This is a genomic window from Dyadobacter sp. CECT 9275, assembly GCF_907164905.1.
In the GTDB taxonomy this organism is placed as follows: Bacteria; Bacteroidota; Bacteroidia; order Cytophagales; family Spirosomataceae; genus Dyadobacter; species Dyadobacter helix.
Map to the genome: position 1 here is coordinate 376,084 of NZ_CAJRAF010000004.1, position 23,831 is coordinate 399,914.

Sequence of the window (23,831 nt, forward strand, 5' to 3'; positions counted from 1 at the left end):
CCCCGTTAACTAAAACTTGAACAACCATATCATGAAAAAAAAACAAACGATACTGTCCGGCCTGAGAAAATGGATCGGAGTGACCGCATATTTGTCTGTTGCTATGCTATTTTACAATCCGTTGGCAGCTCAGCAGTCAAAAAAGGGCACTAAACAACCTGTTGTTGCATTTGAACAAAAGCCGGGTGAACTGACAATCACCATAGGAGGAAAACCCTTCGCAAGTTATGTATACGAAGACCCAAAAATATCGCGGCCCTATTTTGCCCATGTGAAGTCGGCCTGTGGTGTTCAGGTAACACGTAACTATCCTCCCCAGCAGGGAGACCCTCAGGATCACTCCACTTTTCATCCCGGAATATGGCTCAGCTTTGGGGATATCAACGGAAATGACTACTGGAGGCTCAAGGCAAAAGTGGAACACGAAATGTTTGTGGAACAACCCGAAGGAGGAGCAGGAAAAGGTACTTTTACGGTAAGAAACTACTATATGAGTACCGACGGCAAAGACCGGGTACTGGCAGAACTCGTGAAATATACGATTCTGGTAAGGCCTACCGGCACATTGCTGCTGACTGACAGCAAATTTTCTGCGGAAGCCGGCGATTTTGCCTTCGGCGACCAGGAAGAAATGGGACTTGGCGTAAGAGTGAATACGAAGTTCTCTGTACAGTATGGCAAAGGACATATAACCAATGCCGAAGGACGGAAAGACGGGAAAGAAACCTGGGGGAAATCATCCGCCTGGGTTGATTACAGTGGCCTTGTCGACAACCAGTATGTGGGGGTGGCCATCATGCCTGACCCCAAAAATTTCCGTCCCAGCTGGTTCCATACCCGGGACTACGGTTTAATGGCTGCAAACGCCTTTGGCCGCGATGCAATGAAACAGGGTGAAAAAAGCTCGGTGGTGGTGAAAAAGGGAGAAACATTCAGGCTGGCCTATGGGGTACTGATTTATTGCAAACCCAATGGTGAAAAAGTGAACATAGCGGGTGCCTATCAGGATTATTTGAAAGTAATAAAGGAGTAACCAGAATTTCGTAAATGTATGTCTATGAAGAATTTCATCACCGGAATAATTTGCTTCTACCTGCTTTTTCCTGCGAAATCATTTGCACAAAAAAAGGACTACCTTTTTTATGTAAAAGAACATTGTGACCAGCTCATTGCTCATGGCAAAGATGTATACGGTGATAAAAAATCGGATATGCTAGCCTCCATCATCGACACACGGGACATGAGTGTACCCAAGTGGAAGGTTCCTCCTACCCAGGGTACCCGCGGGTCAGACCGTGCCGTAGGAGGAAGTAATTATTATCACGATGTGCAAACGATAACAGTGTTAAATTCCTTAACAAAACTTACCGGAGACGCTAAATACAAGTCTGCCGCAACCCATTACACCAATGATTTTTTAACCCTTTGCCAAAATCCCTACACCGGACTTCTGGGCTGGGGAGAACATCTGTACTATAATTTTTATGCAGATTCAGTAAGGGAAGGAGATCTGGACCAGCCTGGACTTTACCTGACACATGAGTTCATCGAAAATACTCCTCCCTGGCCAAATTTGTGGGAAATGGATTCGGCTCGAACTACCCGCGCCATCATCGGGGTGAGAGGACACTTCCGGTCACCGGTAACCCAGAGCTTTCTTTACAACCGCCACGCGAGATGGAATAAAATACTGAAACCCGAATACCGTGGCCTGGAACAATATCAGGACGGCGGCCAAGCCTGGATCAAACATTCCGGTTTACAGTGTTATTCCTTTACTTTTCTTTATAAAAAAACCGGCAATCCGGAGTGGAAAAGATGGGCAGAAGGAACCGGTAAACTTTTCTGGAAATACCGCAATCCGGAAACAAATCTTACCATCAGCTGTATTGATGACCCGCGCCCAAGCGGCATGTATGCCAATATCAATTCCATGGGATTGTTGAGCTACTATCTGCTGAAATCATGGCAGGTAGATCCCCGCTTTGCTCATTTCAGAAAACAGGCAGAAACAATGCTAAAATCCGTGGAAAAATACTCCTGGGACAAAGCCAGAAGCGGGTATGTCACAGAGCTGCAACTAGACGGCACCGTGTTTAACAAGGAACTCGTTAACGTTGTGGAAACAGGATATGGCAATGCGGACATCCTGCTTTTTGGCAGGATAGCCGCCTATTTTTATAAAGTTACGGGTGATAAGGCCTATCTGGAAATGGTAAAAAAGATCTCCGCTATGTTGCTGAAACATTCGTGGCCCGACACCTTCGTAGTGAACAGCCTTGCCAGTGCACTTCAGTTTTCCATGGATGCATATGAAGTGACAGGCGATACCAGACTTCTTGATCTGGCCGGAAAATACGCAGATACCGGCATCAATAAACTATGGAGCGGGAAGTTGTTTGTTCGTGAACCCAAAGATCCTTATTATGAGGCAAAACTTGGAACGAGTGATCTGGTAGCCGGCCTGCTGCGCCTGCATATGATCCAGAACTCCAGATCAGCAGATGCAGGTCTCTTGTTATGGTCGTTGTAACGAAATCCTACCAGGAAACAATTTGATTTAAGGTGTTTGCAAAGATCTGCGGGTTAAATATCTCCCGCGGATCTCCGCTGATTCCTAACTCGCTGATCACCGCTAAAACTCTTCTGCGAAAATCTGCGGAGTAAAATCCTACAAATCTGCGGGTTAATATTTCCCACAGATAAACGCTGATTCCTTACCCGCTGATCAACGCTGAAACTCTTCTGCGCAAATCGGCGGGATGAAATCTTACAAATCGGCCGGGTAAATATCTCCCGCGGATAAACGCTGATTCTTTACCCGCTGATCAACGCAGATACTCGTCTGCGGAAATCTGCGGATTAAAATCCTGTAAATCTGCGGGTAATATTTCTCACGAATTTCTTAACTTGTCACCAAACACTATCACACATGATGACTACAAACGAACTTTCCTACGAAATCCGAGGCTGCATTTTTAATGTCTACAACAACCTTGGCCCCGGATTGCTTGAATCTGCATACGAAGCAGCTCTTGCATATGAATTACACAAGAAAAACCTCTCGTTTGCCAGGCAAGTAGGCTTGCCGATGGTATATGAAGAACTTAGTCTGGAAATCGGGTATCGCCTAGATATTTTGGTTGAAAATAGAATCATAATTGAGATTAAATCGGTTGAAACGTTATTAAATGTCCACCATAAACAGATCATCACATACCTCAAATTATCAGGATTAAAGCTGGGTTTGCTGGTAAATTTCAACTCCGATGACATTTCAAAATCCATTTTCAGGAAGGTAAATGGATTTCAGGATTTCACGGACTAGTGGGCAGCGCAAAAGGTTTACCTGCAAGTAACCGCAGTTTTTTCTCCGCGGAAATCTGCAGGCTAAATCTGTAATATCTGCGAGCAACCCTTAGTTAAATTCCCACGGATAAACGCAGATTGTTCTGGTAGGGCGGGCGGCTGCTTAGAATCCGCCCGCCCCGGCTTTGGTATATATCTCCCTCATTTAAAATCTTCAAGTTTCCGTTGGTCATGCCAATATCTTTATTGAGTATGCCACAGTCGGCCGCCACGATCACATTTCCGAAGCACATTTAACTCCCAACTCCTCATCTCCTTAGTAAGTAGCCCTTCCCCCCGGACGGATCAAATACACCCGGCGACCGGTTTATTGAAACTTCATACAACTCCATTTTACCCTGATCGTCTTTCATTTATGGTAGATAGACTTTACAAGAAGTGTCCTCAGCCACCATGTGACCATCCTGGAAGCCCTGCCGGACATAGATTTTGACAAGGCTCAACATGAAATGGAAGCACATCTGGAACATGTCAAAGACAGTATGAAGAACGTAAATGAAGTAAAACGGAGGATGTAGGAAAGGGTGAGGTAAAGCACAATCTTCATATTCCTACTTTGCGTCGGTATCCCAGCTCCATACTGCATCCTCTTCAATTCGAAATACACTGGCATACAATTTGCCACAACTTGCTACAAGCAAGAATCAACTTAATTCATAAAACCATGGAAGAGATAACAATCATAACCACCTCAACGGAGGTAACGAACAGCTATCAGATCGATATCGTTTTTCACGAGGTCATCATTCAGACTTTAAGATCGGACCGTGACATCCGGGATCTGATTCACAATTCCAGTTCCCTGTATGATGCCGGAAACGCTTCTCCTGTCAGCTTTCTGTTGCTTCCCTACACTTGGATGAAGGCCCTTCTTTGAGTATTATCGTGACTGACCTGACATTTCAGAAGGAAATTCAGCGACTGTTAAAGGAAAGTAACAAGTCACTTGAAGAAATAAATGCTGAACTGGAAACGAGCAATCATGAACTTCAGCAATTTGCGTCCATAGCCTCCCACGACCTACAGGAGCCTTTGAGAAAAATACTGATCTTTTCCACGATGCTCCGCGACAAGCAGCAGCATGAACTTTCGGAAAACAGTTTATCCTTTCTTGGCAAAATCATTGCATCCTCCCAAAGAATGCGGACCATGATCAGCGATATCCTGAGTTATTCGCGATTGCCAGGAAACACGGACGAATTTGAGATCACGAACCTGGCTGAGGTAGTGACGGAGGTATTGGACGATTATGAAATTTTAATCAGTGAAAAAAAGGCGACTATCATCATTGGTACATTACCCGAAGCGGAAGTGAACCGTGGACAAATCCGCCAGGTGTTTCAAAATCTGATCAGCAACTCGCTGAAATTTTCCCGGCCGGACGTTCCCCTTATGGTTGAAATAACAAGCAGGGAAAACCCAAAAATCGAAGTTACACCTAAAAAAGAAGGTCTTGTCCGTACCTGCTCCATAGAGATTTCGGATAATGGAATCGGATTTGACGAATTGTACAGCAAAAAAATATTTACCCTTTTTCAGCGTCTGAATACCAAGGATAAGTATGAGGGTTCCGGTATAGGACTTGCCATTGCTAAAAAAATTATGGACCGTCACAATGGAACCATTTCGGCTTCCGGAAAAGAGGGACATGGAGCCAGGTTTACCATCACCCTTCCCCTCCGACGGTCCGGCCGCTAGAAATACTTCTTCTCCGGCTACCGTCTATTCCGATTTCAGACTCTTTACAGGATTCCTTAAAGCTGCTTTTACACTTTGAAAACTGATTGTAAGCAAAGCCACCCCTAATGATAATCCGCCCGCCAGGGCAAAAACCCGCCATTCAATAGCTACCCGGTTAGGATAAGATTCCAGAAAAGTTTTCATGGCATACCAGGCTAATGGTGAAGCAATGACAAAGGCAACCACCACCAGTTTAATGAAGTCGCCTGATACGAGGCGGACAATCCCTGAAACAGTTGCCCCCAGTACTTTCCGTACCCCTATCTCCTTGGTGCGCTGCGTTACTACGAAGGATACCAGGCCAAATAACCCCAAGCTCCCGATGACAATTCCGACACCTGCAAAAAGCTTAAGAAAATTGGAAAGCTTGCGTTCACTTGCATAAAAGTTATTTATATCATCTTCCAGAAACCGGGGAGCATAATAGTTATTGGGGAAGAGCTCTTTCCAGTGTTGTCCGATATGCTCCAGTGCCTCGGCTTTTTTACCGGGGTCGATCCGGATGCTTGCCAGCTGGAAATTCCAGGCACCGTAAAGGAACACGTGCGGCATTGGTTTATTCCTTAAATCCTCTGAATAATAATCCTTTACCACCCCAGCAATCATACACTTTGTACCCCATATTTCCATCTTTTGTCCCAGCGCCCTTTCAGGATCACCAGCGCTTAAATCTCTGGCTGCCATTTCATTCACCACTACATTGACATTTTCAAAATCAGTTCCCAGGCCAACCGTCGTATCAGCAGAAGTAAGTTTGCGCCCTGCTACGAGTGGAATATGGAAAAAATCGAAATAATTGGTATCTACATGCTGAATCCTGAAAGTCTGCTCTCCGTCCGCAAAATTGGCATGCTTCACATTGCCCCACCAATGGTTCCGTTCACTTGCCGGCGTTGTGAGTCCAAAGGTTACCTCCCTTATTTCCGGATACTGTTTCAGCTCCTGCTGGAACCGTTCCCGCAAATTAGTTCCCCGATCCGGCATGGCCACGGTAATAATGCCGCTTTTCTCAAAGCCAATATTGGTTTCATAAAAATAACGGATCTGGTTAATGCCCAGCAGCGTACAGATGACCAGAACCTGGGCAATCACAAATTGCAGAACAACCAAGGTGGAACGAAGCGAAATACCCCTGGCAACGGGGGTAAATAACCGATTCTGCAATGCCCTCACGGGCTGAAATCCGGACAGGACGATGGCGGGATAAAACCCTGCCATACAAGTAACGATCATGCCCAAAAGCAGCAGGAATACAAATGTCCCCAATTCCCAGACCTGGGCTTGGTCTGCCTGCGTATTCAGTAATTCGGAAGAATATCGGATAAGCTGGCTGGCAAACAGCGCTCCCAATATAATAGCCAGATAAACCAGAACGGCCGTTTCTCCAAAAAACTGGGCAATCAGCTGGCTCTTCGCACTGCCCAGAATTTTACGCATGGCTATTTCTCTACTACGTTGAATGGCTTGAACTGTGGCAAGATTAATGAAATTTACACAGGCAATAAATACCAGGAAAACTGCAATACTCATCAATGTATATAATATCCATTCCGGCGTGGAATAATTAAACGGATCTTTCCCGGTGTCAAAATGCATTTCTGAAAGTGGCTGCAATTCGTAAGTCACCACTTTACTTTCCTGCTGATGCAGCTTTGCCATAGCCGTGAGGCCTTTGTTTACAGGTTCCGGCGAACTCCCCTCCTTTAAAAGTACCAGCCCCTGGTTCATGGAATCCCCTCCCCCCCATTGTGCTTCATTTTTATATTCAGGACTGATTTGCCTGAGGGTTTCCCAGGAAATGACCATCTGAAGAGGAAATTCAGTATTAACCGGCATCTTATGAAAAATCCCCGTTACGGTCAGATCCACCTGGTTATTATACCGGAAAGTTTTTCCCAACGCATCACCATGGAACAATTTATCTGCCGTTTCCTCATCGATAATAACGTTACCAGGCGCCAGTAAAGACTGCTCCGGCCGCCCCGAAAGCCATTTGATATCCAGTATTTTAATTATTTCGGGATGTGCAAAAAAGATATTTTTCTGATTAAAAATTTGAGTACCTACTTTGATACTTGTCGGGTTGGAGCCATAGATGTTCACCGCAGCTTCTACACCTGGAAACTGTGTATTGAGCGCTTTGGTAACTCCCTGATGCACATGCGATTGGGGCTCCCCAAATTTATCAAGCGATGTAACGCGGTAAATCCTGTCGGCTTTGGGATGAAAATTGTCGAAGCTGTATTCAAACCTTACGATCCAGAATAACGTAATCGCTACCCCAAGGCCCAAAGTGAGGCCCGCCAGATTGATAAAAGTATAAAGTTTGTTCTTCCGCAGGCTGCGCAAGGCAATCTTAAAATAATTACTGATCATGACCGGATGTATTGGATTGGGTTGATGGTATAACTCTTTTCTTTTGCGACGGCGCACAAACGGCGGCAAAACCGACAGTAAGCTAATGAAGTACTGTGTGTTAGCGAACGCTCTTCCATGCTGCGATAACCAGGAATCATAAAGTTCCTCCAGGTCACCCTGCACCTCTTCCAGTGTTTCCTCCGGGTGGAGCCAAGCCAGGATACTCACTGCCCACCGGGGAGGTTTGTTTTTCTTCGGTACGTTCATAATGAGCTAAGCTGCATAAAATGGGGAGGAACCAGATCCCAAAGCTGGCCCCGCAACGTCCAGATGTCCTGCAAGGCGCGGCTCCCCAGAGAGGTCACAACAAAAATCCTTTTACGCCTTCCGCCCCGTTCTGCTGTTGCACCGCCAAGGCGTGAGACTAAAAACCCTTTTTCTTCGAGCCGGATCAATGTATTATGAACCGTACCGAACGTTACCTTACGCCCTGTATGCTTTTCAAGCTCCTGATTGATAGAAACGCCGTATGCGTCGCCGTCCAGAATAGCAACCGTCAGGAGTACAATTTCTTCGAACTCTCCCAGATATGTTCTTCTCATTTAACTGAGTTGGTATTAGTATCTATTTTATCGTACAAATAGCCTGCCATCAGCACGAACCGTACTTAATTACCTATATATCAAACAATTAATTTAAACCTCTAATTAAACTATTGTCCGGTTTTGAACAAGTTCTGTTCGGCGCCGTACAGCCTCCGGTTATTGGCCATCCTATCAAAGCCGGGAGCATGCATGCTCATTTTAGGCTTAAAAACCCCGTCCGTTTGCCTGACATCATGCAACTTGATCAGCAGAAGCTTATCTTCAAATGTTTGTTCCTTCCAAACACCCCGGGCATAGATTTTTAGTAGTATTTTCTATCATTTTGATGTAACATCAGGTATCTAAATATTAGAGAATATGAGAGCAATATGGTCAGGGGCTATCGGATTTGGTCTCGTAAATATCCCGGTCAAACTTTTCAGTGCTGTCCAGAATAGCGAACTCGACCTGGATATGCTGGATAAAAAGGATAGCGCTAATATCCATTTCCAACGTGTGAATGCTAATACCGGCAAAGAGGTGAAATGGGAGAACATTGTACGCGGTTACAAGATCGAAGATCATTACGTGGTACTCACGGATGAGGATTTTAAAAAAGCCAGTCCTGAAAAATCAAAGATGATCGAGATAGCGGAATTTGTCAATGAAAAAGATATTGATAGTATTTACTATGAAACGCCTTACTATCTCCAGCCCGAAAAATCGGGTTTTAAAGCTTATGGTCTGCTCAGGGATGCATTAAAAAAATCAGGAAAAGCCGGGCTCGGAACTTACGTTTTAAGAAACCGGGAAAGCCTGGTATTGATAAAACCGGCAGGTAATATATTGATATTAAACAAGATAAGATTCCAGGATGAGATAAGACCTTTAGACGAAATCAACGTGCCGGAGTCCAAAACCAAGCCCGAAGAAATTAAAATGGCGGTTCAGTTGATTGAACAACTCACTACCGATTTTGACATATCCAAATACAAGGATACCTACACCGAAAAGCTGCTTAAATTAATAAAAGCCAAAGCAAAAGGTAAGAAAACCGTTGCTCCGAAACTGGAAGTAGTACATTCCCGGAGCCGTGATCTAATGGAACAATTGAAAGAAAGTCTGCAATCATCTAAACGTAAGGCGTCCTGATGTCACTGATCACTTATAATAAGAAGCGGAATTTTGAGGATTCCCCCGAACCCAAAGGCAAGAGTGAAAATGAGAATCTGTTCAGGTTTGTGGTGCAGCGCCATGATGCCACACACCTTCACTATGATTTTCGGCTTGAACTTGGCGGGGTACTCAAAAGCTGGGCTGTCCCCAAAGGACCTTCCATGAACCCGGAAGACAAGCGGCTGGCCGTAGAAGTGGAAGATCATCCGGTGAGTTACATAGGTTTTGAGGGGCAGATTCCGGAAGGAAATTATGGAGCTGGCAGTGTGGAAATATGGGATGAGGGTATTTTTTTTCCAGTGGATGAAGACCTCGAAAAAATCAGTGAGACAAAAGCCTTGCGGGCGCTGAAGAAAGGAGAATTGAAGATTTTCTTGAAAGGCCAAAAACTGGCGGGTGGTTTTGTATTAGTAAAAATGAAAAAGGATGAAAAAAACTGGCTCCTGATCAAACACAAAGATGATTTTTCTATAGATACCAAATTTGACATCGAAAAAGGCCGAAAAAAATCTGCTGCTAAAAGTAAAGTCAAAAAAGGAAGTTCAGAAAAAGTCAAAACCACCGATAAGCCATGAAAGTAAAACCAGAACTGACAAACAGAGAGAAGATTTACTGGCCTGATGACAACATCAGCAAAGGAGACTTGCTGGATTACTATGAAAGCATAGCGGATGTGATTGTACCCTACCTGAAAAACCGGCCTATGTCCCTCAAAAGAAATCCTAATGGCATTAATGAGGAGGGATTTTTTCATAAGGATGCAGGTGATCTGGCACCAGCGTGGATGAAAACTGCCAGCGTTTATTCCGAATCGACGGAGAAGTATATCAATTATCTGCTTTGTAATGACAAGAACAGCCTCCTATTCATTGCCAATCTGGGTTGTATAGAAATGAACCCGTGGAATTCCACAATTAACAAACCGGAACAGCCAGATTATATTGTCATGGATATTGATCCCTCCGAAAAAAATACGTTCGACGAAGTAATTGATGTTGCGCTGGAAATCAAAAATATTCTGGATGAGATGGATATTAAGGGTTACTGCAAAACCTCAGGATCTTCCGGTCTGCATGTATATATTCCCTTTAACAAAAAATACACTTACGAAGAAGCCAAAGATTTCTCTCATTTTATAGCAACAGTAGTAACCGAACGATTACCAAAACTAACTACCCTGGAAAGGTCTTTATCCAAACGTAAAAAGAATAAGATTTATGTAGATTACCTTCAGAACCGCCGCGGGCAGACATTAGCTTCAGCTTACAGCGTACGCCCTAAACCCGGAGCCACTGTATCAGCCCCGCTGAGCTGGGAGGAAGTAAGGCATGGTCTTAGCCCCAAAGATTTTACCATTAAAAATATGGCCCAGCGGATCAGGGAGAAAGGCGATATCTTCAAAGGTATCCTGGGGAAAGGCATCAACATGGAAGCGGCACTGAAGCGCATGGAAGCCTTTCACCAACCATCTTCGTAGTGTTTGATCAAGGGATCTTATAAGCCACAATAAATCCCGAAGGATTGGTTTTATTCCCTCCTACTGACACAGCAACGTATTGTTTCCCTTTCACCATGTAGGTACATGCGGTAGCGTTCGCCACCCCCGGAAGTGCACTCTGCCAAAGCAGTTTACCATCGCTTTTGTCAAAAGCACGGAATTTACTGTCGCGCGTGCCTCCGATAAAAACCAGCCCGCCGGCTGTCACAATTGGCCCGGCGGAGCCTTCCTGTCCGGTTTCAGGGCCTCCCTTTTCCTGCCTGGCTTCATCATTTCCGAGCGGGATCTGCCATTCATAATCACCAGTACTCAGGTTGATGGCGTTCAAAGTTCCCCATGGAGGCTTAATAGCTGGGTTTCCATTCGGATCACGAAAATGGCCATAGGCCGTCAGATTCAGGTATTTATCGGCTCCGGCTTTAGTTTGTCCGGTTTCCATTTTGGTAACCTTGGACGAGTTCTGTTCTCTTTCGTATAAAAAAGCAACAATGCCTTTTTCCTTGCCCTTTATCACGCTTGCGAAAGCGGGCATTTTCCCGCCCCCCTTTTTGATCTTGTCCAGTGCAGCTTCCCGCGTCATGCGGTTGCGGAGGCCGATCAGCGAAGGGTAGGTAGGCTCATCACCGTTTTTATCCTTCCCGTGACAGCTCACGCAATAGGTCATGTAAATGGATTTCCCCTGCTCAAAAACCGTTTGATTTTGTGTCTCCTTTTCAACATCCACTTTCTGCATGGATTCAATCTCCGGCGAGTCATTCGACTTCACAAAAAGTACATGGCTGGCAGGATCGTAGGCCGCTCCCCCCCACTCCGCTCCGCCACGGGTGCCAGGTAACATCAGTGTACCTTTGAGGTCGGGTGGTGTAAACAATCCTTCATACCGCATGGATCGGAATTTTTTCAGTATAGAGTCATGGCCAGCCGCTGTGTAATGGGTCAGGTCTGCCTCCGTCATGATCTGCCTTGCAAAAGGCTTGGGCTTTAGAGGATATGGCTGGGTGGGCCATGACTCTTCTCCCGGAATATGCGAAACCGGTACTTTTCGCTCTTCAATCGGAAAAAGAGGCTCGCCCGTAACGCGGTTAAAAACAAACACAAAACCATGTTTGGTGACTTGCGCAACCGCATCAATTTCTTTGCCGTCCCTCACCACCGTCACCAGATTGGGCGGTGCGGGCAGGTCGTAGTCCCACAGGTCATGATGGACGATCTGATAATGCCAGATGTACTTACCTGTAGCCGCGTCGAGCGCCACGACACTGTTTCCGTATAAATTGCTTCCTTTTCTGTCCGCGCCATAAAAATCATAGGAAGGTGATCCCAGCGCCAGGAATACCATGCCACGTTTGATATCCAGGCTCATACCGGCCCAGTCATTCACTCCCCCTGCATATTTATGAGCATCCGGAGGCCAGGTTTCATAACCAGGCTCACCTGGAAGGGGTATGCTGTGGAACGTCCAGACAAGCTTACCCGTGCGGCAGTCATAAGCTCGGATATACCCAGGCTGCGCACCATAGAGTTCCGACACCTCCGCACCCATAATCAAAAGATTTTTGAAAACAATACCAGGAGAGGTGGGGATTACCGAAATGGATTCGGGATCATCCCTTAAGCCCACATTCATACTCACTGCTCCGTTTTTTCCAAATTCCGGGATCGGCCTGCCCGTCCGGGCATCCAGCGCAAACAACTGGTCGCCGCCTGTAACCAGAATTCTCTTATCTTCCGCATCTTCCCAGTAGGTAACCCCGCGGCTCACCCCTCCTCCTTCAGCACCGGCAAAAGGATCAAATGACCAGATCTGTTCGCCGGTTTCGGCGTTTACAGCATACACCCAGTGCTTGGCGGAGGTTGCATACATCACGCCATCCACAATAATAGGATTACATTCACTGCTTCCGGGGCGCCCGGTTGCCGCCATGTCTTTGAGTGAAAAGGTCCATGCGGGTTGCAGCAGACCTACGTTTCCGGTGTTGATCTGGCTCAGTTTTGAATAACTTGTACTTTCCGCATCCGCCTTGTAGATACTCCAGGTACGGTCATCATCCTGGCGGGTCTGGTAGCCCACAAAAAGAACGAATGCAACAACAGGAATTAAAATCACGAAGGTTTTGAACCTGATTTTTTTCAGCACTCTTGTATTAAATATCATAATGGGAATGGTTGCACTCGGTACAGGGAAAAGGATTCTGCCTGTAAATCTTACTTTTACCATTTCACGGTTATTTACTGAACGGCTTGTCTTACCCATTTCACCAGGGCACTATTTCCGGGTATGGGTTTGATACCCGCAGGTAATCTGGCCAGCAACCAGGTTGTTTCCCAGCAGAAAGATTTGCCCGGCAGCAATTCCAGATAGGGACCCTGATGCTCAATTTCAACATATCCCTGATTGGTCTTCGTTACTTCACTGGCAAAGAGTTCCACCTCTCCCTCCTTTGGCGCCGTCATTTCCGGAGAAACATCCCTGAATTTCTTGATGAGCACAACATCCTTGTTTACCTGTGCCAGCCAGCCTTCCGCGCCATCGGCGTAGATCTGACGGTCACCTTTTACTGGAAGTTTTTCCTTTTGGTACAGATACCAGAATATACCGTCATGAACAGATGTTGAGGCAAGCAATCCGCCTCGTGCTTTGTTTTTCCCAACAGGAAAAAAAGCCAGCCCATTGGTTTTGACGCGGGTAACCTCCCAGGGAGCAAGTTTTGTTGTTTTGCCCGAAAAATTGGTAACGCGGTATTTGATCAAAAAAGAACCACTGCCAATATTTCCAGAAATCTCCTTGGAAACCACACATCCCGACAATGGGTCTATACTGCTGATGAGCTTTATAACATTTCCAGTTAATGCAACAGCATACGGCCGGTTGTCGATTGCGGCGGATGGTGGCCAGTGCCAGTCACTTTGGGGGCTCAACCAGAAAGTTGAGCCCCAGTTAAAATCATTGATGGTACTGTCGGTAAGAAAATTGACGCCGTCAATCAGAAACGAGGTAATTCTGGCCCCTCTGGCAGGATCAATTTCCATCACCTTATTACCAACAGATATCCTGTACCTGCCATTGATCTTTTCCGGTATGGCGTTACTCTCATCCTGTGCCCGGATTTCGCAGAAAGGCATCAGTAACAGACAAACAACCAGGAAGATCTGAATATGCCTTGCACCCGATAAATTAATTCCAGTCATTTGATACATCTGCGGCCAGTTCTGCATTTGAATTTCTTTCCGCAATCGGAATGGGAAGCAGTATATGTTTATCCAGAAAAGGATACTGTCCGGGACCTTCAGGATGTTCTGCATTGAGTACTTCCCTGGCAATTCCCCAGCGGTTCAGATCAAACCATCTGGACTGCTCCCCTGCCAGTTCAATCCGGCGTTCTCTCCGCACGATGGTGCGTGCTTCAGACTGCGAAACGGATACCGTATAATTTTTGGCCATCACATCCGGCCGGTTCCTCACCTGGTTCACATAACCGATTCCCTTGGCAACATCCGGGCTGGCTTTTTCAATGTAGGCCTCGGCAATCATCAGCAGTACATCTGCATAGCGCATCACGTGGGTGTTGATCCCACTCATAGGCGCCTCTGTGTATTTCTGAAATTCGTAGGGTTCATATTTCCGGTAACGGTTACTGTAAAAATCAAACGGATATTTGATCGCACCAGTACTGCAGAAATCACAATACTCCACATCGCCGCCATTGGCAGCGCTACCGTAATAAGTATATCCGGCACGAGGATCTATATACCCCGCCGCTCCACTGGCAGGATCTGCATAGGTATGAGCCGCCACAAGTGCATTTGAAATCGTTACGTTTTCCCAGTCGTTGAAACCATATTCCTGGGCGCGCCCGGTATGAAATGTTTTTCCATCCTCACCTTCCTGCCCCCCAAACATGTAGTACTGCGTGTTGGACGTGGTATACACATGGTTTACCGCAAAAATTACTTCCGGACTGTTAATGTTGTCCTCACTGAAAAGGTGATCGTAACTTGGGTCCAGCACATAGGTATAGGGTGCAGCGGTGAGCTTGGTAAGCTCCGCAAGGGCCAGGTCGTATTTCTTTTGGAACAGATATGTTTTACCCAGAAACCCAATGGCAGCTCCCTTCGTTGCGCGCCCTTTTTGATCAGCACTGTAAGCCACCGGCAGATCAGGAATCGCAAGGGTGAATTCATTTTCCACCACTTTCCAGACTTCTTCTACCGAGGCCCGGGGCGACGAATTCACTTTGGATTCGTCATAGGTCATTTTCAACGGTACCCTTCCCCAGTTTGTTACCAGATTGAAGTATGCGAAACCACGCAGCCAGTGGGCCTCGGCAATATACTGTGCTTTCAGGGTTTCTTCGCTTGCGTCGGCGGGCGTCCAGGTTTCCATCACTTTAAGTGACAGGTTTGCCCGAAAAATCATGCGGTATAATGATGACCAAAGTCCCACTATATCTTCGTTATTATTGGTATAGCTGTAATCGGTCAGCTGAAGTTCGGTACCCACCAGGGCACTTGATCTTTCTGCCTCGTTGGCCAGCAGGTCAAAAATGAAATACCATTCCCTGGCCATCATGCCCGTATGGCTAAAAACGGCGTAAGTAGCCAGCACAGCTTCATTAAACTGTGTTTTGGTTTTAAAATACGTTGCGTCAGTATAGGTATTCTCATTTTTTACGTCGAGCAGACTATCGCTGCAGGCCGACGTTAACAGCATTGTAAATAGAAGTAATTTTATCCTTTTCATTTTCACGCCTGTTTAAAGCTTTATATTCTGATTAAAATCCAACCTGCACGCCAAACATGAAAGTTCGTGGCTGAGGTACCTGGCCTGTATCTATTCCTCTTCCGAAAATGAAGTTTCCACTCCCGGTCACCTCGGGATCATATCCCGAATAGCGGGTGAAAGTGAAAAGATTCTGCGCCGTCACATACACCCTCAGACTGGATAGTACACTGGCCGTTAACAGCTTGATCTTTGCAGCTGGAACGGTATATCCCAAAGTCATGTTCCTGATTCTGGCATAGGCACCGTTTTCCACAAACCAGGAAGAATTCCTCAGGTTGGCAGCAGTTCCGTAATTCTGGCCTGCGCGGGCAATGTCTGTAACGTCTCCCGGCTGTTGCCAGCGGTCGAGTACGGTTGTTTTGGTATTAAAAGGAAGTGCAACGCCTTCCAGATAATATTTGGTACCATTGATGATGTCCACGCCGGCAAGGCCCTGCAGACCAGCCATAAAGTCGAAGTTTTTATAATTAAGATTGATGTCCATTCCGTAAGTAAATTTCGGGATAGGGCTGCCCAGAAAAGTCTGGTCAGAAAGGGTTACCTGCCCATCTCCGTCCACATCTTTAAATATCCGGTCGCCAGGCAACAAACCCGCCTGATATACAGCTGCGGGGTCACCCGACTTCTCTCTGGCCATTGCATTGTACTTTTCAATATCTGCATTGTCAATCGCGATATGATCATACACATAACCATAAAAAGAACCAATGGGCTGCCCCACCTCTGTACGTGACATAGCAGGAACCGAATAAAATGCCCCGTTAATAATCGGCACCGCACCCTGAGTACCCAGAGACGTTACCTGATTTTTGTTATAGGAAGCATTGACATTCACACTGTAGGTTAGGTCTCTGGTATTACCATTGTAACCAAGCGTGAGCTCAAACCCTTTATTAAAAGCTGATGCCGCATTGATCAGCTGGCTGCTGGACGCCCCGCTCACTCCACCATAGCCTGTCGACAACGCCACCGGTACGTCCACCAGGAGGTCCTTGTTGGTACGGTTGTAATAACCCGCACTCAGGCTAAAACGGTTGTTAAAAAAGGTGGCGTCCAGGCCAACATCTACTGTTGAGGTCTCCTCCCATTTCAGATTTGGGGTTGAAGGGATTGCCACCGTGGCACCATTTGCCAGCGTTTCGCTCCCGCCCAATGGATATACCACACTGTTACCAGAACCGGTCCAGACGGTGGACTGGTAAGAAAATCCAGCTATGTTGGAGTTCCCGGTTTTCCCCCAACTGGTGCGGAGCTTCATATCCGAAATAAAGGGAAGCTTCTTCATGAATTTTTCTTCTGAAATCCGCCAGGCAAGCCCCGCCGATGGGAAATAGCCTACCCTGTTGGCCTCGCTGAAAAGAGAAGTTGCATCGCGGCGGCCTGTGAGGGTAAGTATGTATTTGTCTTTATAATTATAATTTACCCGTGCGAAATAGGAGATAAATCTTGAATTGGAATTAGCATTACCCGAACTGAAATTGACCGTCTTGGCAACTCCAATCTGATGAATCTCCTCGTTGGCAAAGTTACTTCCCACCAGGCCCACCGATCTGGACAAATAACCATCCCTGTAGGAATTACCGGCCGTTATGCCAAATCCATGATCCTTTAACTGCTTGTTATATGTAAAATAGTTTTCCAGGATATAACTTAGATTGTAGCCGTACCCTTCTGAAATCTGGCTCTGAGTAACCAGCTGATTTCCAGCGTATGTGGGATTATAAGAGTAGTTCTGGTTAAAGTTATAAGTTCCTCCAAACTGTGTACGGAATTTAAGCCCCTCCAGGATATCCAGCTCTCCAAACAATTGGAGATAGTTATTAAGGCTCCGGTTTTTGGTATCGTACAAATTAGGAACAATCAGCGGGTTCTGTGAGTCATTACCATCCCGGGCACTGGTGGCAATACCATATCCTCCAAGTAAGTTGGTTGGGTCCAGCACCGATATATACGGCGGCATCCGCAAGCCATTGAGGATGTTAGCCGTCTGGCCGTCGGTAACCTGATAACGGATATTAAGCTGCTGGCCAAGCTTTATTCTCTTTCCGACGTATTCTTCAATATTGAAGCGCAGGTTAGTCCGTGTAAAATCCATGTCTACGACCTGGCTTTCCTGTTTGGTAAAACCTGTTGAAAAACTGTAATTAACATGCTCCGTTCCTCCACCAATGTTAATATGATGTTCTGTCATTTTTGCGGTCCTGAACATCTCCTTTTGCCAGTCTGTTTGCGTAATATTCGCTTCCGGTGTGGCCAGGCGCGGAGGCAGCGGCTGACCGTAATTGGTATACCACTCTTTTACAAGATCGGTATACTGCTGTGCGTTGAGCATGTCAAACTGCTTCCATGGCCTGGACAGGCCCACATATCCGTTGTAGGTAATGCGTGGCTTACCATTTTTAGGAAGCCTTGTGGTCACCACCACAACCCCGTTGGCTCCCTGCGCACCATAAATAGCAACCGACGAAGCATCTTTTAAAACACTGATATATTCAATATCATAGGGACTAAGAGAATTAAACATGGTAACGTCGCTCTGGATACCATCAATTACATACAATGGTGAAGCACTGGTAAAGGATCCTGTACCTCTCACCACGATCTGCGCACCTGAGCCAGGTACCCCGCTGTTGTTAATAACCTGTACTCCGGCAATTTTACCCTGCAGCAACTGAGAAGTATTACTCACACCAACGTCCCCGAAATTCTTCCGGGAAAGTACGCCCACAGAACCTACCAGGTCTTTCCGTGATTGCTCCCCATACCCTATCACCACTAGCTCATCCAGTGCATTCACATTTTCGAGCAGTACTACGTCAATCACAGTTTTAGTTCCGACAGGTATCTCCTGACTCTTGAACCCCACAAAACTGAACAGCAGAACGGCTTCTTCATTATCGACAGAGAGCTGATAATTTCCTGCAAAATCAGTGATGACCCCTTTGTTGGTTCCCCGTACCACGATACTCACTCCGGGCAGGCCCTCTCCTTTTGAGTCCAGTACTTTCCCCTTCACCCCGATTTCCACTGAAGCCGTTACCGTAACATTTCCTTCGGCCACACTGCTCGGGCTGAGTACTCTCACATCATTGTCAGGCCTTTTTGCTTCTTTGTGTTCCTCTGCCGATGGCCTTTTCGCCGAGGTTTTCATGATCAGATAGGTCCCCTTTCCTGATTTTTTAAATTCAAGGTTATTCGGACCGAGTAATGCCTCCAGTTTTTTCTCCAGCTTCACATTGTGCGGATCAGTATTTGGATATACCGAGATTCCCTGGACGCTGGATTCTTCAAAAACAATATTGACCTGATATTTTCTTCCCAGTTCCAACAGGACATCTTTCAGTCTTTGCGTTTCAGAAATAGGCTGACTATACGTCTGTGGCCGCATTGTCTGCTGAACAAATGCAACATTCTGTGCCATACTGACACCCCCGAGCAACAGCGCCATCGGAATCAGCGCTGCTCCTTTAAGTATTGGTTTTGACATATTAAGGAATTTTAGAAGTAGACAGTTCTATAAAATGATCTTTTTGAGTAATTTCTATCTCAAGTAATTCGGACAAAATCTGAAGCAAGTCGTCTGCCTGTTCAGCCTTAAAAATTCCGGCAATGCGCCGTTTTGCCAGTAACGTATCTGCTATACGTACGTCCACATCAAACTGTTCTCGGATCTGTACGGCCACTTCGGAAAGCAAGGTATTATTAAAGTAAAAAGTCCGCTGTTTCCATGCTGCATAAGGCCGGGGATCCGCTGCCTCAGTCATTTTGAAGTCACCTTTATTATTGGCAACAAACAGGTTTCCGGGCTTCATATATAGCTGCTTGCCTTCCGGAAGCTGGAGTTTCACTTTACCATTTTTGAGGTATACCCTTTTGCCTCTGTCTCTTGAAAAAGCGATGAACTCGGTACCAAGTACTTCAATCTGGTAGTTTTCGCTCATACTTACAATGAACCTGTCGTTGCGGGAAGTGTGTGTAACGTTAAATTCTGCTTCCCCGCTGAGAAATACTTCGCGGCTGTCATCTCCAAACCCGAACCGGGGAACCAGGAGCTGGGAATTTCCGTTGAGCAAAACCTCCGTCCCCTCCGGTAAAGTGTAGGCAACCGTTTTACCAGGCAGGGATTCCAGCGTTTCATACCATATCTGTTTCCTGAAAACGTATCCCCCGAAAATGGCTGTACAGGCAACCGCCGCCACCCACAACCATTTGTTGATAGGGCTGGCAAATGCTGGTTTTTCCGAAATTGAAAGGCTTGTAGCGGGCACGCTTTTCCCCTTTCTGATATGATGGTAGTTCAAAAGGGCCTGGTCCAGTTCGGGCTGGAACTGCGGATGGGTACTTTCCCATTCGTCCAGGTAACGATAATAAGTATCCTGATTACGAGTGTCTTCCATCCACTCCTCTATCAGCTTACGCTGGATCGAGGTTGTTTTACCGTCAAAAAAGTCAAATAAAAGTATCTTAATGAGTGATTCCTTCATGTGATTGCTAATAAAGAGAACATTAAACGATTCGGGGCGAGAGCTGAATCATGGGTTAGTTTAAGAGTAAAAGCAGGCTCAGTATCCAGTACACCGCCAATTCCTTTCGGAGGCGTGCCAGTGCCCTGCTCACCAGGGCCTCTACAGCTTTTGAACTGATCCTAAGTTCGGCGGCTATCTCTTCATATTTTTTGCCTTCCACCCGCTTAAGCAAATAAGCTTTCCGGCATTGCGGAGGCAGGTTACCAATGATGTTCTCAATTTTCTGGTGAAGTTCAGTGAACTGGAGGGCCTCGTCGGGGTTCAGCACATCGGCTGGCTGATCATCTCCTTCCTCCGTATGTATATATTTGACCTGCCACTTAAGATAATTATAGGAACGGTGTCTTACCGATTTATACAGGTAGGCCCTGTAAGAGGTATTCACCTGCTTATAAAGCTGCTTTTGCCAGAAAACCGCAAATATTTCGGATACAATGTCTTCCGCTACCTCCCTGGAATGGACAAACCGGATCGCATGGTTGCAAAGGTTAACATAATATCTCCTGAAAAGCAGCTCACAACCTTTATCCGGATCGCTCTCGAACTGCGCTCTGAGAAGCCACTCATCGTCGGTAACCCTGGTCCCGGCGTTTGATTCTGCCGGAGTGTCCGAACTTCGTCCCTGTGGAATTTCGTCAGGATCGTACAGTGGAAATGCAGTCATAGGAATGTGGTTACAAGTGCTCAGCGTCGCTTACAACCACCAGACAATAATGTAGTAATATTCCCTATACCACAAATAATAAAATACCAAAATTCTTTTAAACAGAATATAATAACAAGAAAAATGGCTATTTACAAAATAAAACAAATTACCCGGACAACAAAAATACACCTCCTGAAAATGCCGTCGCGACGGTTTTTCAGGAGGCGGAGCCCAGGGACACAGGTGCCCTCATAATAGGAACAAATGAAGACTATCCTTCCGGTGTTTTGTTATTTCACTGTAAAATCAACCTGAAGATTCTCCCATAGGATCGAAATCAAACCGTTGCTGGAAGCTTTGATGAGCATCTTTTCGTGAAACTCTCCGGATTTTTTAGAAGGTACTGCCACACGCAAAACATCCTCGTCCTGTTTGTAGCTAAACGCGCCCCATTTAATTCCCTTGTTGATGATAATCGTCCATTCCTTTTCGCCCGGAATGGTAAAAAGTGCATACTTACCTTTTGGTACCGTTTTTCCCTGCAGCATTACATGATCAGAAAACTCGATGGTGGTTGTTTCATTTGCACCTGTGCGCCAAACCTCGCCGTATGGTACTAGCCCACCCCAGATCTTCCTGCCTTTCACCGATGGCTGGCTGTAATCTACAGTGATGGTTTTCCCATCAACGGTCGCCTTGGCAACGGCTGGTGGGCTTGGACGGCTTCCTTTATCTCCCTGAGAAAATGTCTGCATGCCAACTAGCATTAAACCGAAAAACAACAATGCTTTTTTCATACTTTTTACCCGTTTTGAATGAAGGAAATTATTGAAGCAAACAAAATGAGAAAACGCAGGAGATGTTACCGTCATCCCATTGGCTGCTATCCTCTCATTACCTTAGATTTGTATTTATTAATGCAATAATATAAAATATCAACCAGCAATACTCCCTCCATTACCACCTGACCGAATACCTATAAATGCAACAACCTTTTAAATTTACATTATCTGATGAATAAGCAAAATAAATTCCCTTTAAAAATCGGGCTTTTCGGGATAGGGCTGGAGGCATACTGGGAGCAGTTCGACGGGCTGGAAGAACGGCTAAAAGGTTATGTGCGCCTTGTGGAAGAGAAACTGGCCGGTTTTGGAGCGGAAATCGTCAATCTGGGATTGATTGATACCCCCGAAAAAGCGCTTGAGGCCGGGCACGATTTCCGCCGGGCAGATGTGGATCTTATCTTTCTGTATGTAACAACCTATGCCCTGTCTTCCACGGTACTGCCGGTTGTTCAACGGGCCAAAGTACCGGTTATCGTGCTAAATCTTGCGCCTGAAGCCGCTATTGACTACGACCGGTTTAATGCACTCGGAAACCGGACGCAAATGACCGGCGAATGGCTTGCTTTTTGTTCCGCATGCCCGGTACCCGAAATTGCAAACGTTTTCAAACGTGCAGGCATACCTTTTTATCAGATAACGGGCGTGCTGGATGACGACCCGGAAGCCTGGACCGCCATCAGCGAATGGATCGAGGCGGCGAAAGTAGCTAACATCATGTACCACAACCGACTTGGTGTACTGGGAAACTATTACGGCGGCATGCTGGATATCTATTCCGACCTCACCCGGCATTGCGCCGTGTTTGGTGGACACATCGAAATCATGGAAGTAGATGAGCTTTCCGCTATTCGGCAGGAAGTCTCTGATCTGGAAGTTCAAAGTATGCTGGATGAATTCAAAGAAACCTTTGATATTCAGGATGATTGTTTACCAGCCGAACTTGAACGTGCCGCCAGGACAGCAGTTGCGCTCAATACCCTGGTAAAAAAACATGACCTTGGATCTATGGCCTACTATCACAAGGGTACCGGAAACTTACCCAACGAAGACACAATGACATCGGTGATTCTTGGTAATTCCCTGCTGACTTCCGCCGGAATCCCTGTTGCCGGTGAATATGAAATCAAAAATGCCCAGGCTATGAAGATCATGGACAGTTTTGGAGCAGGAGGCTCATTTACTGAATATTATGCCATGGATTTTACCGACGACGTAGTTCTTATGGGCCACGACGGTCCCGGACATATCGCCATTGCACAGGGTAAAACCAAAGTACGCCCGCTGTATGTTTATCACGGAAAGGTCGGAAAAGGGCTTTCCGTTGAAATGAGCGTAAAACACGGCCCCGTCACGCTCTTGTCCGTAGTTGAAACTGCTGACGGAAAGATATTACTGCTTGTTGCCGAAGGAGAATCAGTACCGGGTCCTATTCTGGAAATTGGTAACACCAATAGCCGTTACAAGTTTTCTATCGGCGCCCGCCGATTTGTGGAAGCATGGAATAGTCATGGCCCCGCGCATCACTGCGCAGTGGGCCTGGGACATATTAGTTCAAGAATTAAAAAACTGGGGCAGCTATTGGGAATAGAAACTGTGATCGTATGTTGACCAGATAAGCTTTCAACAGTCCAGATATTTTTTATTTTTTTAACAGAATACATCCTGTAAAATCAAAGGCTGGCCTGGAACATTCATCCCGGCCAGCCTTTTCTGCCATTAAAAAACCATTCAAATCAATTTCAAAATCGATATATACTGCTCGCAATTTTATAAAAATTTATTTAAAAATAAGTCTACATAAAAGATAATAAATTTTCTAATGCATGTGCGTTAATAAAAGCATACAAAATGATCCTATGAAAAATTAACGATGGGAATCTCATTTGAATTTCTATTTCCGGATAAATTTCAGTGAAATTTTCTACAAAAAACATTACGTATACCTATATAAGTGATTAAATCCTGATCATTTACAGAATTCAAAATATCATCAGGAGAAGCTCCGCCAGAGCAGTAATAATTGCCATACTTCTACAAATAGAAGCCTAATATAGAATTTATATCAAAAATATTTACTACAAAAAACATAATTAATTCTATAATAAAATAGAATATATTTTTTATAAATTTTGGTGACCCGCTGATACAATAAAAGTCTAAACGCTTTATTGAAATGTAGAATAGCGTTTAATTTATAAAAAAAAGTGTTTAATTTGAACTCTGTTAATAGCTTAAAAGCAGAAGAGAAAAAAATAGAATCAGGATCATCATTATTCAACTGAACGAATAAAGTAATACTTCTTCTT

At 45.6% G+C, this 23,831-nt stretch carries 18 protein-coding genes; 9 read left to right on the plus strand and 9 right to left on the minus strand.

The annotated features are described in order from the left end of the window. The first annotated feature begins 31 nt into the window (after positions 1 to 31). The 5 genes from KOE27_RS27335 to KOE27_RS27355 all read left to right on the plus strand — a co-directional run bounded on the left by KOE27_RS27335 (position 32) and on the right by KOE27_RS27355 (position 5,067). The gene (locus tag KOE27_RS27335) at positions 32 to 1,033 is read left to right on the plus strand and encodes a DUF6807 family protein (RefSeq protein WP_215242030.1); all 1,002 of its coding nucleotides are present in this window, start codon (positions 32 to 34) and stop codon (positions 1,031 to 1,033) included. A gap of 24 nt (positions 1,034 to 1,057) precedes the next feature. Beyond that, positions 1,058 to 2,533, plus strand: a complete 1,476-nt coding sequence (locus KOE27_RS27340; RefSeq protein ID WP_215242031.1) for a hypothetical protein — start codon at positions 1,058 to 1,060, stop codon at positions 2,531 to 2,533. A 399-nt stretch (positions 2,534 to 2,932) separates the two neighbouring features. Next, on the plus strand, positions 2,933 to 3,328 hold the full coding sequence (locus tag KOE27_RS27345) for a GxxExxY protein (protein ID WP_310590085.1): 396 nt from the start codon (positions 2,933 to 2,935) through the stop codon (positions 3,326 to 3,328). 705 nt (positions 3,329 to 4,033) lie between these two features. Beyond that, positions 4,034 to 4,246 carry a hypothetical protein gene (locus tag KOE27_RS27350; RefSeq protein WP_215242032.1) on the plus strand — a complete coding sequence of 71 codons (213 nt, stop codon included), beginning with the start codon at positions 4,034 to 4,036 and terminating at the stop codon, positions 4,244 to 4,246. 8 nt (positions 4,247 to 4,254) lie between these two features. Continuing rightward, complete coding sequence (locus KOE27_RS27355; protein WP_215242033.1) at positions 4,255 to 5,067, plus strand: sensor histidine kinase; 813 nt, start codon at positions 4,255 to 4,257, stop codon at positions 5,065 to 5,067. Between the two features lie 24 nt (positions 5,068 to 5,091). On the opposite strand, the gene KOE27_RS27360 is transcribed toward KOE27_RS27355, so the two are convergent. Together KOE27_RS27360 and KOE27_RS27365 are read right to left on the minus strand one after the other, a co-directional pair. After that, complete coding sequence (locus KOE27_RS27360; protein WP_229253015.1) at positions 5,092 to 7,734, minus strand: ABC transporter permease; 2,643 nt, start codon at positions 7,732 to 7,734, stop codon at positions 5,092 to 5,094. Beyond that, entirely contained in the window at positions 7,731 to 8,069 is a 339-nt protein-coding gene (locus KOE27_RS27365) for a PadR family transcriptional regulator (protein WP_215242034.1), read from the minus strand. The genes KOE27_RS27360 and KOE27_RS27365 overlap by 4 nt, the downstream gene beginning before the upstream one ends. A gap of 360 nt (positions 8,070 to 8,429) precedes the next feature. Between KOE27_RS27365 and ku the strand changes: the two genes are divergently transcribed. The 3 genes from ku to ligD are packed head-to-tail and all read left to right on the plus strand — an operon-like array spanning position 8,430 to position 10,704. After that, positions 8,430 to 9,203 (plus strand): non-homologous end joining protein Ku, encoded by a 774-nt coding sequence (gene ku, locus KOE27_RS27370; protein ID WP_215242035.1) that lies wholly within the window; start codon positions 8,430 to 8,432, stop codon positions 9,201 to 9,203. Further along, positions 9,203 to 9,802, plus strand: coding sequence for a DNA polymerase ligase N-terminal domain-containing protein (locus tag KOE27_RS27375; RefSeq protein ID WP_215242036.1), 600 nt, complete (start codon positions 9,203 to 9,205; stop codon positions 9,800 to 9,802). Before ku ends, KOE27_RS27375 begins: the two co-directional genes overlap by 1 nt. Beyond that, positions 9,799 to 10,704: a non-homologous end-joining DNA ligase gene (gene ligD / locus KOE27_RS27380; RefSeq protein WP_215242037.1), complete on the plus strand. Its 906-nt coding sequence runs from the start codon at positions 9,799 to 9,801 to the stop codon at positions 10,702 to 10,704. Before KOE27_RS27375 ends, ligD begins: the two co-directional genes overlap by 4 nt. Positions 10,705 to 10,711: 7 nt before the next feature. On the opposite strand, the gene KOE27_RS27385 is transcribed toward ligD, so the two are convergent. From KOE27_RS27385 to KOE27_RS27415, 7 genes are all read right to left on the minus strand, one after another. Beyond that, positions 10,712 to 12,880, minus strand: a complete 2,169-nt coding sequence (locus KOE27_RS27385; protein ID WP_215242038.1) for a pyrroloquinoline quinone-dependent dehydrogenase — start codon at positions 12,878 to 12,880, stop codon at positions 10,712 to 10,714. Between the two features lie 74 nt (positions 12,881 to 12,954). Then, entirely contained in the window at positions 12,955 to 13,914 is a 960-nt protein-coding gene (locus KOE27_RS27390; RefSeq protein WP_215242039.1) for a DUF4380 domain-containing protein, read from the minus strand. Beyond that, positions 13,901 to 15,466: a RagB/SusD family nutrient uptake outer membrane protein gene (locus tag KOE27_RS27395; protein ID WP_215242040.1), complete on the minus strand. Its 1,566-nt coding sequence runs from the start codon at positions 15,464 to 15,466 to the stop codon at positions 13,901 to 13,903. The genes KOE27_RS27390 and KOE27_RS27395 overlap by 14 nt, the downstream gene beginning before the upstream one ends. Before the next feature lie 31 nt (positions 15,467 to 15,497). Continuing rightward, positions 15,498 to 18,995 (minus strand): SusC/RagA family TonB-linked outer membrane protein, encoded by a 3,498-nt coding sequence (locus KOE27_RS27400; protein WP_215242041.1) that lies wholly within the window; start codon positions 18,993 to 18,995, stop codon positions 15,498 to 15,500. Between the two features lies 1 nt (position 18,996). Beyond that, positions 18,997 to 19,992 (minus strand): FecR family protein, encoded by a 996-nt coding sequence (locus KOE27_RS27405; RefSeq protein WP_215242042.1) that lies wholly within the window; start codon positions 19,990 to 19,992, stop codon positions 18,997 to 18,999. 55 nt (positions 19,993 to 20,047) lie between these two features. Continuing rightward, the gene (locus KOE27_RS27410; RefSeq protein ID WP_215242043.1) at positions 20,048 to 20,698 is read right to left on the minus strand and encodes an RNA polymerase sigma-70 factor; all 651 of its coding nucleotides are present in this window, start codon (positions 20,696 to 20,698) and stop codon (positions 20,048 to 20,050) included. Positions 20,699 to 20,970: 272 nt separating this feature from the next. Beyond that, positions 20,971 to 21,477 carry a DUF2911 domain-containing protein gene (locus tag KOE27_RS27415; protein ID WP_215242044.1) on the minus strand — a complete coding sequence of 169 codons (507 nt, stop codon included), beginning with the start codon at positions 21,475 to 21,477 and terminating at the stop codon, positions 20,971 to 20,973. Between the two features lie 216 nt (positions 21,478 to 21,693). On the opposite strand from KOE27_RS27415, the gene KOE27_RS27420 reads away from it, so the two are divergent. Then, positions 21,694 to 23,133, plus strand: a complete 1,440-nt coding sequence (locus tag KOE27_RS27420; protein ID WP_215242045.1) for an arabinose isomerase — start codon at positions 21,694 to 21,696, stop codon at positions 23,131 to 23,133. The last annotated feature ends 698 nt before the right edge of the window (positions 23,134 to 23,831 follow it).